This is a genomic window from Candidatus Frackibacter sp. WG13 (genome assembly GCF_900114655.1).
Lineage (GTDB): Bacteria > Bacillota > Halanaerobiia > Halobacteroidales > Acetohalobiaceae > Frackibacter.
The window spans coordinates 15115-30521 of the sequence record NZ_FOTT01000029.1 but is presented as its reverse complement, the minus strand read 5'-3'; the positions used below and the strand labels follow the sequence as shown (position 1 = coordinate 30521).

At 33.9% G+C, this 15407-nt stretch carries 19 protein-coding genes; all 19 read left to right on the top strand.

The annotated features are described in order from the left end of the window. On the top strand, window positions 1-404 hold a 404-nt coding region (locus tag BM077_RS12570; protein ID WP_143079005.1), incomplete at its 5' end, for an IS3 family transposase. 134 nt (window positions 405-538) lie between these two features. Continuing rightward, entirely contained in the window at window positions 539-910 is a 372-nt protein-coding gene (locus BM077_RS12565; protein WP_089750945.1) for a flagellar protein FlaG, read from the top strand. A 23-nt stretch (window positions 911-933) separates the two neighbouring features. After that, on the top strand, window positions 934-1128 hold the full coding sequence (locus BM077_RS12560; protein WP_089750943.1) for a putative motility protein: 195 nt from the start codon (window positions 934-936) through the stop codon (window positions 1126-1128). 195 nt (window positions 1129-1323) lie between these two features. Next, window positions 1324-2199 (top strand): HipA domain-containing protein, encoded by an 876-nt coding sequence (locus BM077_RS12555; RefSeq protein WP_089750942.1) that lies wholly within the window; start codon window positions 1324-1326, stop codon window positions 2197-2199. A gap of 2 nt (window positions 2200-2201) precedes the next feature. Beyond that, a complete protein-coding gene (locus tag BM077_RS12550; protein WP_089750940.1) occupies window positions 2202-2903 on the top strand; it encodes an HIRAN domain-containing protein in 702 nt (233 codons plus the stop codon). A gap of 152 nt (window positions 2904-3055) precedes the next feature. After that, window positions 3056-3484 carry a type II toxin-antitoxin system VapC family toxin gene (locus tag BM077_RS12545; protein ID WP_089750938.1) on the top strand — a complete coding sequence of 143 codons (429 nt, stop codon included), beginning with the start codon at window positions 3056-3058 and terminating at the stop codon, window positions 3482-3484. Window positions 3485-3486: 2 nt separating this feature from the next. Beyond that, window positions 3487-3684 (top strand): hypothetical protein, encoded by a 198-nt coding sequence (locus BM077_RS12540; RefSeq protein WP_089750936.1) that lies wholly within the window; start codon window positions 3487-3489, stop codon window positions 3682-3684. A gap of 191 nt (window positions 3685-3875) precedes the next feature. Next, window positions 3876-4793 (top strand): RpnC/YadD family protein, encoded by a 918-nt coding sequence (locus BM077_RS12535; protein WP_089750934.1) that lies wholly within the window; start codon window positions 3876-3878, stop codon window positions 4791-4793. Between the two features lie 151 nt (window positions 4794-4944). Beyond that, window positions 4945-5256 (top strand): hypothetical protein, encoded by a 312-nt coding sequence (locus BM077_RS12530; RefSeq protein WP_089750932.1) that lies wholly within the window; start codon window positions 4945-4947, stop codon window positions 5254-5256. 25 nt (window positions 5257-5281) lie between these two features. Further along, the gene (locus BM077_RS12525; RefSeq protein ID WP_089750930.1) at window positions 5282-5737 is read left to right on the top strand and encodes a nucleotidyltransferase domain-containing protein; all 456 of its coding nucleotides are present in this window, start codon (window positions 5282-5284) and stop codon (window positions 5735-5737) included. A gap of 563 nt (window positions 5738-6300) precedes the next feature. Further along, entirely contained in the window at window positions 6301-7104 is an 804-nt protein-coding gene (locus BM077_RS12520) for a basic amino acid ABC transporter substrate-binding protein (RefSeq protein ID WP_089750928.1), read from the top strand. Window positions 7105-7201: 97 nt separating this feature from the next. After that, window positions 7202-8119, top strand: coding sequence for a hypothetical protein (locus BM077_RS12515; RefSeq protein WP_089750926.1), 918 nt, complete (start codon window positions 7202-7204; stop codon window positions 8117-8119). Window positions 8120-8332: 213 nt separating this feature from the next. Beyond that, a complete protein-coding gene (locus BM077_RS12510) occupies window positions 8333-8956 on the top strand; it encodes an amino acid ABC transporter permease (protein WP_445082271.1) in 624 nt (207 codons plus the stop codon). Then, complete coding sequence (locus BM077_RS12505; protein WP_089750922.1) at window positions 8949-9671, top strand: amino acid ABC transporter ATP-binding protein; 723 nt, start codon at window positions 8949-8951, stop codon at window positions 9669-9671. The genes BM077_RS12510 and BM077_RS12505 overlap by 8 nt, the downstream gene beginning before the upstream one ends. Window positions 9672-9779: 108 nt before the next feature. Next, complete coding sequence (locus BM077_RS12500) at window positions 9780-9983, top strand: cold shock domain-containing protein (protein ID WP_089750921.1); 204 nt, start codon at window positions 9780-9782, stop codon at window positions 9981-9983. A gap of 224 nt (window positions 9984-10207) precedes the next feature. Continuing rightward, the gene (hpf, locus tag BM077_RS12495) at window positions 10208-10768 is read left to right on the top strand and encodes a ribosome hibernation-promoting factor, HPF/YfiA family (protein ID WP_089750912.1); all 561 of its coding nucleotides are present in this window, start codon (window positions 10208-10210) and stop codon (window positions 10766-10768) included. Between the two features lie 149 nt (window positions 10769-10917). Then, window positions 10918-13503 carry a preprotein translocase subunit SecA gene (gene secA / locus BM077_RS12490; protein WP_089750911.1) on the top strand — a complete coding sequence of 862 codons (2586 nt, stop codon included), beginning with the start codon at window positions 10918-10920 and terminating at the stop codon, window positions 13501-13503. Between the two features lie 54 nt (window positions 13504-13557). Continuing rightward, a protein-coding gene (prfB, locus tag BM077_RS12485; RefSeq protein ID WP_143018637.1) for a peptide chain release factor 2 occupies window positions 13558-14647 on the top strand; the annotation gives its coding sequence in 2 pieces (ribosomal slippage) (window positions 13558-13626 and window positions 13628-14647; 1089 coding nt in all). An 18-nt stretch (window positions 14648-14665) separates the two neighbouring features. After that, window positions 14666-15361 carry an LmeA family phospholipid-binding protein gene (locus BM077_RS12480; RefSeq protein WP_089750907.1) on the top strand — a complete coding sequence of 232 codons (696 nt, stop codon included), beginning with the start codon at window positions 14666-14668 and terminating at the stop codon, window positions 15359-15361. Window positions 15362-15407 lie beyond the last annotated feature (46 nt).

Genomic DNA, 15407 nt, shown 5'->3' with positions numbered 1-15407 from the left:
ATCGTGAAATCATTGGCTATGCTGCTGGTAAAAATAAGACTGCATCGCTTGTTACTAAAGCTTTTTTAAGTATTAGGAGACCACTTAATGAAATTAACATTTTACATACTGATAGAGGTAATGAATTCAAAAATAAAGCTATTGACCAGCTATTAAACGCATTTAGTATTAATCGTTCTTTGAGTAAGAAAGGTTGCCCCTATGACAATGCTGTTGCAGAAGCTGCTTTTAAAGTAGTTAAAACAGAGTTTGCCTTTAATAAGATTTTTAGTAGTTTTGAGGAATTAGAATATCAACTATTTGATTATGTAAATTGGTATAACAATCACAGAATACATGGATCACTAGATTATCTTACCCCTGTAGAATATAGAATGTTAATGTCCGAGAAAAAAGTGTCCTAAAAAGGGTTGACAATCCATAGATTCGAATTATGTTAGGCTTTATGAGCAGCAACTTCAAGACTATATTTCAGAATAAGAATAGTTTTGGAAGATAGTAATTTGAACAATTTCGCATAAGAAAGGAGGGATGGAGAATGAAAATTTCTGAAGTTAACAGCAGTCAACCAGTAGATTCAGTAGCTTCCCAAACCAACCAAACTCAAAATGCAGAAAAGATAAGTAAAGCTAATCAGGCTGCTGGTAATAACCCTAATGCCAAGAAATCAGAAGAGAAGAAAGCTAGCAAAAAAGATTTAAAAGAAGGAGTAGAACAACTTAACGAAGCAGTACAGACCTTCCATGAAGAACTAGAGTTTAAGTTACATAAGAAATCAGAAATGATGATGGTTAAAGTAATCAATAGTGAAACTAATAAAGTAATTAAAGAGATCCCTCCGAAAGAAGTATTAGATATGCTCGGTAAGATTAAAGAGATGGTTGGTTTAATCATAGATGAAAAGATATAATTCTATAGAATGAGGTGATAAGAATGGAGATATCCTCTGCAATGCAAAGCCAGCTAGCAAGTGTGAGACAGGCTTTAGGTATGACTAGTCTACAGAAAGCTATGAATCAAGATGGTACTACAGTCAGTAAACTATTAGAAGGTATGGAAGAGAACACTAAAGCGATTCAAAAGGCTGCTCAACCTCATTTAGGTAGTAATGTAGATATTAGAGTGTGAAAGATTGAATTAAATATATCACTTTTTCAAATCGGGACTAGTCCCGATTTTTTCTTAATAATTATGAATTTTGAGAAGGCAATTTCATATTTTATAGAATAAGCTAATAAGTAAAATTAGTATTTGGAATTGTTAATTTTAGGTTTACATTAAAAGATAATTAATGTATAATTTAATTATAAAGAAGGAATTAAAATGAATAATAAAAAATATAAAATTCTTGACGTTAGTAATTGGGAAATAATTCGTAAGGGAAAAGGGTATAGTACATCCTATTGGCTTGTTGATCCGAAAACAAGAAAAAAGGCTTTATTTAAAAGGCCAAAGTATAATGAAGATTACGACTGTTATTATGGTGATCATTGGGCTGAAAAAATAGTATCAGAAATAGGTAAATTTTTAGATTTTGATATGCCAGAGATTGATTTAGCTATATTTAAGCAGAAACAAGGATGTATAAGTTATAACTTTTTAAATAGAGATGAAAGTTTGAGAGAAGGAATAGACTTAATGAGTGTTGATGTTACAAAAGATAATAGACGAAATTATATTTTAGACAATATATTAAAAGATTTAAAAGAATATAGACTGATCGATGATTTTATTAATCTATTACTTTTTGATGCTTTTATTGGTCAACCTGATAGACATGAAGAAAATTGGGGTATAATTATTTCAAAAGAAGGAAATTCAGATTGTAGATTAGCACCAATTTATGATAATGCTTCTTCATTAGGTAGGAACTTATTGCCTAATAAAATTTCTAAAATGTTTAAAGATGATAATTGTTTTAATTCATATATTGAAGGTTGTCAATCATGTATTAAGTTAGAAAAAGATAAGGAACTTTCGCAACTTGATATGCTTTATTACTTATCTAATCATTATAATGAGCTATATCTGGAGTTTGCTTCTAAATTAGATGATTTAGACAGTAATATACTCATAAGGGTTATCAATAAAGTTTCTAATGAATTTATGGAAGAAAATCATAAAAAGCTTGTTACAAAGATTTTATTGGAACGAAGAAGAAGACTTATAAGTATACTAAACAAGGAGGGAGGGGATTAACTATGGTTATTTCCAAACATAAAAATGAATTATTAGTAGTTTGGAAGGATCCTGTAACTCGTAATAGAATTGTAATTGGGAGATTGTGGAGAGAAGAAGGATATTATTATTTTGAATATATTCGAAAAGATGAAGATGAACGAGGAAGTATTGATTTTGCTATGAAGATGGGTTACAGGCCTATTAAAATGTTTGATGATTTGGATGAATCCTATATTTCGAAAACTTTATTTGCTCCCTTTCTTAATAGATTAAACGGCAAGAAAAGACAAGATAAACCATTTAAGGAATTAAAAAGAACTGGTGGAAAACTAAATACTGATACTTTAGAATTTATGACACCTATTGATGAGACTAAAGAAGATAGAACTGTTACCTTTAACATTGCTGGTTGGAGATATTATGATGGTGAAAAAGCACTTAATGAATTGCAAGTTGATCAAGTTTTACATTTTGAAATTGAAGAGGATAATATGTATGATATGCATGCAATTGAAATTTGGACTACAAATAAGGAATATAAATTAGGCTATGTACCAGCAGTTTATAGTAGATATATTGACAAGTTAGTAAAAGATGAGGATTATAAGGCAGTTATTAAAGAAATTAATCCTGATTCTAACCCCCATGATATTCTAAAAGTTAGCTTTTCAGGAAAGATGGTAAGACCAAAGATTAATAGAAAAGAAATTTCAATTGTTTGATTGAAATTTTAAAAATAATCTTTTACAAAAGTCCGTTGCCTATTAAGGTAGCGGTTATTTTTTTGGTTTGTTTTTAAAATCAGATTGACAAAGAATATATCTATAGAGTATAATAAAAATGAAAGATATTTACTTTTTGGAGGAAATTACCTATGAGGATATATTTAGATAATTGCTGTTTTAATAGACCCTTTGATGATCAAACACAGATTAAAATACGTTTAGAAACTGAAGCGAAACTTTTTATTCAAAAAGAAATACTTAATGGGAAATATGATTTAGCATGGTCATATATATTAGAATATGAAAATCAAATGAATCCATTTAAGGAGAGGAAAGAAGTTATTTCAGAATGGAAATCAATAGCCGTAGTTGATTTAGAAGAAACAAACGATATTTTAAAGTTTGCTGAAGTGTTAGAAGATAAAGGTATTAAAACTAAAGATGCTTTGTACATTTCATGTGCTATAGAAGCGAGATGTTATTATTTTCTTACTACAGATAAAAAGCTATTGAATTCAGAGGTTGAAGAAATAAAAATTATTAATCCGATTGAATTTATAAATGAAATGGAGGGTTAAGAATGAGAACTGATGCAATTATAAAAAGTGAAGGGATGAATATTTTGATTGAAAAATTGGGTAGAGTAGATGCTGAACGTTTTATTACTCTTATGCTTAAAGAACCATTTGATTATACTAAGTGGCAGCAAGATATAATGGAAGGTCAAAGTGTTAAAGAAATAAGTGAAAATGCTATGAACTACAGAAAGAATCAATAAATTTCGTTACCTATTAAGGTAGCGGAATTTTCTTATTCATTTAATCTCATTGACATTTTCTCTTTAATGATTGTATAATAATAATAAACTAATAACTAAAAAAAGCGAACAAACGTTGCAAAGTATAGTAATGTTTGGTATAATATTCCTGCAACCTAATATTGTTTTAAAGGGAAACAGGAGGAATTAAGATGCAGGATGAAAACTGGAAGAAAATTATTGAGAGTTGTTTCGAAGATTTTGTCTATTTCTTTTTACCAGATTTAGCTAATGAAATTGATTTTAAAAAGGGATATGAATTTTTAGATAAAGAATTACAGAAGATAGCTCCAGAAGCGGAAGAGAAGAAAAGATATGTGGATAAACTGAGCAAGGTATATCTGAAAGATGGCCAGGAAAAATGGGTATTAATTCATATCGAAGTACAAGGTTACAGGGATGAGAATTTTAGCGAAAGAATGTTTTCTTATTTTTACAGGATCTATGATAGGTATAAAAAGAAGATTGCAGCTTTAGTTATTTTTACAGATGATGATTTAAATTATGAGCCTAATCAATATCAATATGATTTTTTTGGAACTAAGTTAGATTATAAATATAGGACTTATAAGATAAAGAATAAGAATGAAGTTGATTTATTAAAAGATGAAAATCCATTTGCATTAGTTGTATTGGCAACTAAATATGCTTTGGAAATCGAAAATAATGAAGAGCAAAAATTAAAATTCAAGTTAAAACTAATGAGGTTATTATTAGAAAGAGGTTATTCTAAAAAAGAGATTAGGGATTTGTTTATTTTTGTTGATAGTACGATAAAATTGACGGATGTTTTAAAACAAAAAATTCTTTATGATGAGTTAGAGAAATTGAAAGGAGGAAGAATGGTGCAAGTAATGGGAGATTTTGAAGAGGTTGCTAAACGGAGAGGATGGATTAAGGGAGTGAAAGAAGGAAAAAAAGAGGGCAGAAAAGAGGGCAGAAAAGAAGAAAAAATGAATTCAATAATTAAACTTTTAGATAAAGGTTTTAGTGAAGAAGAAGTGATAGAATTATTGGAAGTCGATGAAGAATTAATTAAGGAAGCTAAAAACAAGGTGGAAAATGATTAATTAAAGCCGTAAATCAAAATCCTAAATTATCTTTCAATTTTAGGTAAAATAGCATAATATAATTAAATAGGGGTTAGTAAGAGCAAGATGATGAAAAAATCTACATTGATACTGACACAGATACTCACTAAAAAAAGAAAGGAGACTAACAATGACTGAAGAAAGAAATGCTTTAACAATGATAGAAGAACAACTTGACCTTTATCAAGACTTAGTAGAGTTAATGGCAAGAAAGCATTGGTTACTTAAAAAGAAGGATGACACTTCCGAAACAGAAGAGAAAGAACGAGAGATTAGAGATAAGATTGCTAAGATAGATTTAGAGCTTAACGTAAATAAAAAGGTAAAACGTCCTGATAAACTAAGATTAATTATGGAAAACGACTCTGAAAAATTACAGCAGTTTAAGCCGGTGTTAAAAGAATTATATGATTTAGAGAAGAAAAATCAAGAATTGATATAACTTTAATATAAAAGAGGTGTAAATTATGACTAACCTCAAAGAGAAGATTAAGTATATTGTCCAATTTGGTTCTACTGTTAACGGTTATCCAACAGAAAATTCAGATATCGATATTGGCTTAATATTAGATGGAGAGATGAGAATTAATTCGGACAATTATCTAAAGCTAATCTATCTAGTAAAGAAGATATTAGATTTTCCCGAAGATAAAATGGATATCTCTATTATTTATGAAAAAGATATGTTATTAGCTTACGAAGCAATCGTTAAAGGTAAATTACTTCTTGGTAATGAAGACGAATTCATTGAATATCAGACCTATATTATGAAGAAGTATAATGATTGGCGGTGGTTAAGTAGACATTATTGGGATAATTTTAAAGAGGATGATTGGTTCAAGGAGGGGTTTAATGAGGGTGAATCGCGAAATGCTTTACAGAAAGCTAGAGCATTTAAAAAAGTATCTGACGGAATTGAATGAATTAAAGGATGTTACATTTGAAGAGTACCAAGATAATTTTTTGATTCAACGAACTGTAGATTTCTCTTGTTTCACTTGCAATTTCAAAAAAATATCTTTATAATAGGTATATAGTATTTACTTAGGTCTGTGGTTGAAAGTCGATGCTAGTCGCAGGCAAAACGATCCACGTAAGGTACTCAAAATGATTACTGAGCATGGTGCGGTTTAGGAATAAGTCCTGCCTAATTGGTAGCATATTGGCATGACACAAGTCGGTACATAATATTCTGGCTTTAATTAATTGTCAGTAAGAGATCGATTGGAGAGGAGTAGTAGTAGGAAGGAAACCCCTTGAGCGAACCTCCCAGCAGGCGAGTGTGGGGGCAAAAACCAGGTCAGCTAGGTAAGTACTAAAATTTTATAATCTTTCTTAAGTGCACGCTTAATTGCTGTGCACTTTTGTTATTATAAATTTTTTCAATACTCCTTGCATATTTATATCAACTTGTGTATAATTATAATTAACGTATTACTGATTTAAGTCACTAAAGGATCAAAGCAAAAAAGAGGAGGAAATAAGGATGAGTAGAGGAGTAAAGTTATTTTTAGTAGCGTTATTAGGACTAGCTTTAGTAGTCGGAGCAGTAGGGTGTAGTGGAGGAGAGACTGAGACTAAGTCAACAGAAAAAGCACGAACAACATTAGATAAGATTAAAGAAAGAGGTAAGATCATTATCGGTAGTGATGCTTCTTACAAACCATTTGAGTATCATAATGCTGATGGTAAGATTGTTGGTTTTGATGTTGACTTCATGAACGCAATTGGTAAAGAGTTAGGCTTTGAAGTAGAATTTGTCGATACGGCTTTTGATGGAATTATTCCAGGCTTAAATGCTAAGAAGTATGATATTGTAGTTTCGGCAATGACTATTACAGAGAAACGAGAGAAGGCAGTAGACTTTACAGAGCCATACTTTAATGCAGGACAGGTAATTGCTGTAATGGAAGGTACGGAAGGAATTCAAGGACCAAAAGACTTGAAAGGTAAGACAGTTGCCGTTCAGTTAGGGACTACTGGTGACTTAAAGGTTACTAAGGAGATTGAAGGTGTAGAAGAGGTTAAGCGTTATGAGAAGATTACGCAGGCCTTTATTGAATTAAAGAATGGTCGAGCCGATGCAGTAGTTAATGACTTGCCAGTAACAGCAGCATATATTATGTCTAATCCAGATGTTAAGATGGTTGGAGAGCCATTTACAGAAGAACAGTATGGGATTGCTACTCGAGAAGCTGATGATGCTTTAACTAAAGCTCTTAATGATGCAATTGCTAAGTTAAAGAAGAATGGTACTTATGATAAGATTCATGCAAAATGGTTTAAGTAAATTGTAAATAATTTTAAATATGGTGATGACCATCACACCCCCTCACTAAAGTTTAAGGTATAATGTAATTACCATAAACTTTGAGGGGGTTTTTATATTGAAAAAAAGATTAGCTAAGATGTTAATAGGTGCTCTGTTATTATCTAGTATTTTTGTTCTTCCAGTATTAGCAGCCGACGATGGAACTAATGATACTGATCAAACTCAAGTAGAGGAGCAAGTTCAAACTGAAACTAGCCAAGGTGAGACTGATTCTACACAAGAAGATGAACAGATTGAGAATACTGAAGAGGACCAAGATGAAAGTACTAACAATGAAGCAAGTGAAGAGACAGATGCTACAACTGATGAGGGTGGCAGCACAGACACTACAACTGAAGAGAGTGAAGGCACAGGTACTGAAACAGAAGAAGAGAGTAGTGGATTCTGGGATAAGATGAAAGAGATCTTTGGTATTGATTCTGATCGTGAAGAAGCAGAGAACTCAGTGGTTGATGAACAGCTTGATGAGGTAGATAAAGCAATTCAGAATATGGATAGCTTAACTGAAGAGGAAAAAGCAGAATTAAGTGAAGAGGTAAGAACTAAGCTAGAAGAGAGCTATAAGAATCATCCTAGTGGAAAGATTCCTCCTGGTCAGGTCATAAAAGCAATTCGTGAAAGTGCAGAGGGTGATGTAGATGATGCAGAGTTAGGAAAGATTGCGTCAAGTGTTGCCAAAAGAATGAAGGAAGAAAGAGACAAAGAACAAGGTGATGAAGTAGATAAAGAGGAGAAGGACCAGGGCCAAGACAAAGAAGACCATAATAGACGGGATATGAACGATCAAGATAAAGACCATGATAGGGATGATAAGCAAGGTAATGAAGGTGATAGAGATAGGAACAGAGATAGAGACCGTGACCATGATAGGGATGATGACAGAGACAAAGATCGTGATCATGATAGGGATAATGACAGGGATAGAGACAGAGATGATGACAGGGATAGAGGAAGTCATCGTGGTAGAAAGTAAAGTTCGTAATTAATCTATAAATTAAGGATGATTATCTAAGGAATTAGATAGTCATCCTTTTTCTTCTTTATCTCTTAATATTCTTGCATATTTATCGAAATTAATGTATAATCACAAATGTCAGTAAGTTATAAGAGAAAGGATGTGGAATACTTGTTAGGCTTTTTAGATGCGGTAAATTGGCAAGAAATATATCTATCCTTAGCTGAAGCTATGCCATTCTTGTTAAAAGGATCATTAATGACAATTAAGATAACGACTATTTCAGTTGGAGTAGGAATTGTTTTAGGGGTTTTAATCGGTTTAGCACGAGTTTCTAATAATAAAATAGTTGGTGGAATAGCAAAGGGTTATATAGAGATCTTTAGAGGTACGCCATTATTAGTTCAACTCTTCATATTATATTATGGACTACCTTCTTTAGGTCTTAACTTGACTCCTTATTTTGCAGCGGTTTTAGGATTGGGATTGAATAGTGGTGCCTATGTAGGTGAAATCGTTCGTGGTGGTATTGAATCGATCGATGTAGGTCAGATGGAGGCAGCAAGATCAGTAGGAATGTCATATGGACAGGCGATGCGTTATATTATTTTGCCGCAGGCTGTTAAAAGAATCATTCCAGCTTTGGGAAATGAATTTATAGCTTTATTAAAGGACTCTTCTTTAGTTTCAGTTATCGCAGTAAAAGATTTAACACGACAGGGAAGACTTATTATCAGTCGTACTTATCAGTCATTCTTAATCTTTTTAGCCGTAGCCTTTTTCTATTTTGTTATGGTCTTTATCATGACAAGAATTGTAAACTACACAGAAAGGAAGTTGAAGGTCAGTGATTAAGATTGAGAGTCTATATAAGAATTTTGGTGATTTAGAAGTATTAAAAGATATTAATAATCAGATAGCTGCCGGAGAGGTAGTAGTAGTGATTGGACCTAGTGGTTCTGGTAAGAGTACAATGTTAAGATGTTTAAATAGATTGGAAGAGATAACCTCTGGTCAGGTATATATTGAAGGAACTCCGATTAATAATAATGAGACTAATATTAATCAGATTCGTCAGAAGGTAGGGATGGTCTTCCAGCAATTCAACCTCTTTCCACATAAGACTTCATTAGAGAATATAACTTTAGCTCCAGTGAAAGTGAAGAAGATGGGTGAGGAACAGGCAAAAAAGATTGCCTATGATCTGTTAGATAAGGTAGGTTTAAAGGATAAAGCAGATGTATATCCAAACCAATTATCTGGTGGTCAGAAACAACGAATTGCTATTGCTAGGGCTTTAGCTATGCAGCCTGAGATTATGTTATTTGATGAACCTACCTCTGCTTTGGACCCAGAGATGGTAGGCGAGGTATTAGAAGTAATGCGTGATTTAGCAGAAGAAGGGATGACTATGGTAGTCGTTACTCATGAGATGGGCTTTGCTAGGGAAGTAGGAGACCGCGTTCTATTTATGGATGAAGGACGAATTGTAGAAGAAGGACCTCCTAAGCAGATTTTTGGGGAACCACAGGAAGAAAGAACAAAGGATTTTTTGAGTAAGATACTGTAGAGTATAAAAATTTATATTTATAGATTGACAGTAACTATTAATTATGATATATTATTAGTTGTAGACTTGAGAGAGTTTGCAGAATCATTCTTTAAGGAGGAATTTATAGTGGCATTAACAGGAACAGTAAAGTGGTTTGATGCAAAGAAAGGTTATGGCTTCATTGAAAGAGAAGATGGTGACGATGTATTTGTACATTTCTCTGCAATTGAAGATGAAGGTTTCAAGACTCTTGAAGACGGAGAATCAGTTGAATTCGAAATCGTAGAGAGTGATAGAGGCCCACAAGCTGATAAAGTTGTTAAGTTATAATTAAAGAGAAGCTGAACATATATTAAGTTTCATTGATTAACAACAATTAGCAATAAAGACCTTAGCATTATTTATAATGCTAAGGTTTTTTATATCTATAGTATTTTAGCCTATTCATTAGGGTAAAATAAAATTAAGTATATTTTGGCAGGACTTTCTGTTATTATTGTCGAATATCTATACTATAGATGAAGACATAAGGATAAGAAGGGAGTTGGTTGGCTATGAAATTTATCATTAGAGGAAAGAATATTGACATTACTAATGCGCTGAAGGATTATGTTGAAGAGAAGGTTGGTAAGATTGAGAGATATTTTGATAATGAACCTCCTATGGAAGCACATGTGTCACTAGAAGTCGAAAAAGAAAGACATATTGTCGAAGTTACTGCTTACATCGATGGTTTAATTCTACGAGGCGAAGAGATGACAGGAGATATGTATGCTTCTATCGACGGCGTTATAGAAAAACTAGAAAGACAGATTCGCAAATATAAAACAAAGATTAATCGTAGAATTCGCGAAGAGAGAAGAGAGCTAAAAGAATCTTTAGCTGATAACGTAACTATTCCTATCGAAGAAGATGATGATGAGTTTGAAAGTGACCCCAAGGTGGTTAAGACTAAGAAGTTTGCAATGAAGCCGATGCAAGTTAAAGAAGCTATCATGCAGATGGATCTTTTAAATCATGACTTCTTTGTCTTCTTTAATGCAGCTACTGAAGAAGTGAATGTAGTTTATAAACGTAAAGCAGGAGACTATGGTTTAATCGAACCTACTTTTTAAAAAATGACTTTGTAAGGCTAGCTTAGGATATCAACCAAGCTAGCCTTTTTTAATGTTTAATTTGCTCTGTTTGTAATTCAATGATATAATTTTAGAGGAGAACAGATTACATTTATAATTATTTATTAATAATAAGAAAGGTGATACCAATGTTAGGCTTACTAAAGAAGTGGCTATTTAAAGATCCTAATGAAAAGGAATTAGAACGAATTCAGCCGATTGTAGACCAGATTAATAGTTTAGAACCAGAGATGCAGCAGTTAAGTGATGCTGACTTAAAAGCTAAGACTGGTCAATTTAGAGAGAGGTTAGATAATGGGGAGACTTTAGATGATCTCTTGCCGGAAGCATTTGCTGTGGTTAGAGAGGCTTCACAACGAGCTACTGAAGAAGGTTTTCGCCATTACGATGTTCAATTAATTGGTGGAATAGTATTACATGAAGGTAATATAGCAGAGATGAAGACTGGTGAAGGTAAGACTTTAGCAGCGACTTTACCGGCTTATCTGAATGCTTTAACCGGACAAGGGGTTCATATTATTACGGTTAATGATTATTTAGCTGAACGAGATAGTGAGTGGATGGGTCAAATCTATGAGTTCTTAGGTTTAGAGGTTGGTGTTATCCTCAGTGAGATGGATACGGAAGCTCGCAAGGAAGCTTATCAAGCTGATATTACCTATGGAACTAATAATGAGTTTGGTTTCGATTATCTACGTGATAATATGGCGATCAGTAAGGACGACTTAGTGCAAGGAGAACTGAATTTTGCTATCTTAGATGAGGTAGATAGTATCTTAATTGATGAGGCAAGAACTCCTTTAATTATTTCTGGACCGACAGAGCATTCACCAGCTCTCTATTATAAGTTTGCTAAGGTAGCACCCAGGTTAGAAGAAGGCAAAGATTATGAAGTTGATGAGAAAGCTAATAATGTAATTGTGACTGAGGAAGGTATTGAGCGCGTTGAAGATATGTTAAATATAGATAATTTATATCAAGATGAAAATTTAGAACTAAGCCATCACTTAAATCAAGCTTTGCATGCTCAAGCTTTAATGAAGCGGGATGAGGATTATATCGTTAAAGATGGTGAAGTCTATATCGTTGATGAGTTTACTGGTCGTTTGATGCCGGGTAGAAGGTATGGTGAAGGTCTGCATCAGGCTATCGAAGCGAAAGAAGGAGTTAAGATTCAGAAAGAGACACAGACTTTAGCTAGTATTACTTTCCAGAACTTCTTTCGGATGTATAATAAGTTATCAGGCATGACCGGAACAGCAGCTACGGAAGCAGAAGAATTTGAAGAGATCTATGACTTAGGAGTAGTAGTGATTCCAACTAATGAACCGATGATTAGAGATGACCGAGATGACTTAATCTATAAGACAGAAGAGATAAAGTTTAGAGCGGTAGTTGAAGATATCGTTAATAGTCATCAACAGGGACAACCGGTATTAGTCGGTACAAGGTCGATTGAAAAGTCAGAAGAGCTAAGTCGCAAATTGAAGCGGGAGAATATTCCTCATAAAGTTTTAAATGCTAAGCATCATGAACAAGAAGCAGAGATTGTTAAAGATGCCGGGCAGCCGGGAGCAGTTACGATTGCTACTAATATGGCTGGTCGTGGAACTGATATCGTTTTAGGAGAAGGTGTTAAAGAGAAAGGTGGTCTTTATGTCTTAGGAACCGAACGTCATGAGAGTCGTCGTATTGATAACCAATTACGGGGGCGTTCTGGTCGACAGGGAGATCCTGGTGTTTCACAGTTTTATGTCTCCTTAGAAGATGATTTAATGCGGCTCTTTGGTTCCGATAAGATCAGTGGTATTATGGATACTTTAGGTTATGATGAAGACCAGCCGATTGAACATCCGTTGATTAGTAGATCCTTAGAGAATGCTCAGAAGAAGGTAGAAGCTCGGAACTTTGAGATTAGAAAACAAGTTTTAGAGTATGATAATGTAATGAATCAACAGCGAAAGATCATCTATAAACAGCGACAACAGATCTTACATGAGGAAGACTTAAAAGCGAGTATCTTTGGTATGATTGAAAAGCTTATAGATGAACTATTAGATATTTATGCTAATCAAGAGGTTCATGAAGAAGAGTGGGATTTAGAAGGACTAATTAACTATGCCCAGACCTTATTTATAACAGAAGATGATTTAAAGGCAGAAGATATAGCCGGATTTGGTCGAGAGGCTATAAAAGAAGAGTTACTTAATGTAGCTCGAGAAAATTACGAAGCAAGAGAAGAAGAAGTTAGTTCTGAAATCATGCGAGATATAGAGCAGATAGTTATGCTTAAAGTAGTCGACCAGAAATGGATGGATCACTTACATGCTATGGATGATTTAAGGCAGGGGATTGGATTAAGAGCCTATGGGCAACGTGATCCATTAATAGAATATAAGCATGAAGCATATGATATGTTTCAGAATATGATAGCCAGTATTCGTGAGGATATAGTTAAGTATATCTTTAGAATAGAGCTTGTTTCTGGAGAGATGGTTGCACAAGAAAAATCTATAGAGGTTGGTAGAGGGGAAGTGCCTACCGCTTATGATTCAGTCAGAGCACAGAAAGAAGAACAGTTGCAACAAGCTCAAGCTCAAGGAGGAGAGAAAGAAGTTAAGCGACAGCCGATTGTTAAAGAAGAAGAACCAGGGCGTAATGACCCTTGTCCTTGTGGCAGTGGTGAGAAGTATAAACGCTGTTGTGGACGATAAAAGTTGAGAAATAGAAGTCTAGATAAGGAGTTATTGGTTTAAGGAGGAATTGGAATGTTAGTAGATGAACAAGCAAGATTAGAAGAATTAAAAGCTAAGTTATCAGAACTGAGGGGCTCTCTTTGACTATGATGCGTTAGTAGATCAACATGAAGAATTGAAAGATAAGATGACCCAACCTGGTTTTTGGGATGATAGTGACCAGGCACAGAAGATAGCTAAGAAAGCTAGTACTATTAAAGATAAGATTCAAAGCTTTAAAGATTTAGAAGATGATTTAGAAGAGACGGAAGTACTGATTCAATTAGGGAGAGAAGAAGAGGAAGAAGCAATAATTCCTGAAGTTCAGCAGAACTTAAGTGTGATAACTGACCAAATGGAAGATTTAGAATTAAAGGTTTTATTAGCCGGTGAGTATGACCAGAACGATGCTATCTTAGCAATCAATCCTGGTGCAGGTGGAACTGAATCACAAGATTGGGCAGAGATGCTATTAAGAATGTATAACCGTTGGGCAGAGCAACACAATTATCAAGTAGAGACTTTAGAACTCATGGCTGGTGAGGAAGCTGGGATTAAGAGTGTTACGCTTCAAATTAAAGGCCCTTATGCCTACGGTTACTTAAAGTCTGAAAAAGGTGTACATCGCTTAGTACGTATTTCACCATTTGACTCTTCTGGTCGTCGTCATACCTCATTTGCTTCGGTAGATGTAATGCCCGAAATAGATGATGATATAGATATTGACCTTGATAAGACCGATTTAAAGGTTGAAACTTATCGTGCTAGTGGGGCTGGTGGACAACATGTAAATACTACCGACTCAGCAGTACGAATCACACATTTGCCGACAGGAATAGTAGTCCAGTGCCAGACTCTTCGTTCTCAGCATAAGAATCGGGAAGGAGCAATGAAGATCTTAAAGTCTAAACTCTTCGAATATATGCAAGAGAAACAGGCAGAAAAGCTATCAGAGATTCGTGGGGAAAAGAAAGAGATTGCGTGGGGGAGTCAGATTCGTTCTTATATCTTCCATCCATATCAATTAATTAAGGATCATCGAACCAATTTTGAGGTCACTAATACCCAAGCAGTCGTGGATGGAGATTTAGATTCGTTAATTCAAGCTTATTTAAAAGAATAGAAATGAGGTTGAAAAAGCATGAAGAAGTTAACTACTATGTTAACTGTTATTATTCTAATATTACTAGTAATTAGCCAAATCTTCCTGCCTAACTACTTCTCTAGTCAATTAGAAATTGGACTTAAGCAACAGTTTGATTCTAGTCAGCACTTAGACGCCAAAGTTAAATCCTTTCCAGCTCTATTAATGTTGGTTGGTGTCTTTGAAGCAGTTGAATTAGAAGGTAAAGGGTTAGTAGTAGATGGTCTAAAAGTTGATGAATTAGAAGCTGAATTTATTGATGTTAAGTTAGAGCCAAAGTCTAAGGAAAGCTCAAGTTGGAAGATAACTAAGGGAGAGAATAAGAGGTTAAAATTGAGTTTTAATAAATCCGACTTAGAGCAATATTTAGCTAAGCAGTTAGGTTCTATAGAAGATTTAAGATTAGCATTAGGACCAAAAGAAACAATTTTAGCTGGAGTTTTTAACTTGTTTGGTAACCAAATAGATCTTAAGCTATCAGGTTCTTTTGAATTAGAGAAGAATAAACGACTAGCATTTGCTCCAAAGAACCTCATGGTAGCAAATCTAATGGTACCAGAAGAAGTCGTTCAGAGGCTAATGCAAGAAGTTAATTTTTCTTTAGATTTAACCCAACTACCAATTCCACTAAAAGTAGAAGAGGTAAAAGTAGAGCGAGATAAATTAATAATTTTAGGTGGTAGTGGTGATTAAGAATTTAGGCTTATAGAATATGTTTGGTAGGAGTATATTAATAGGT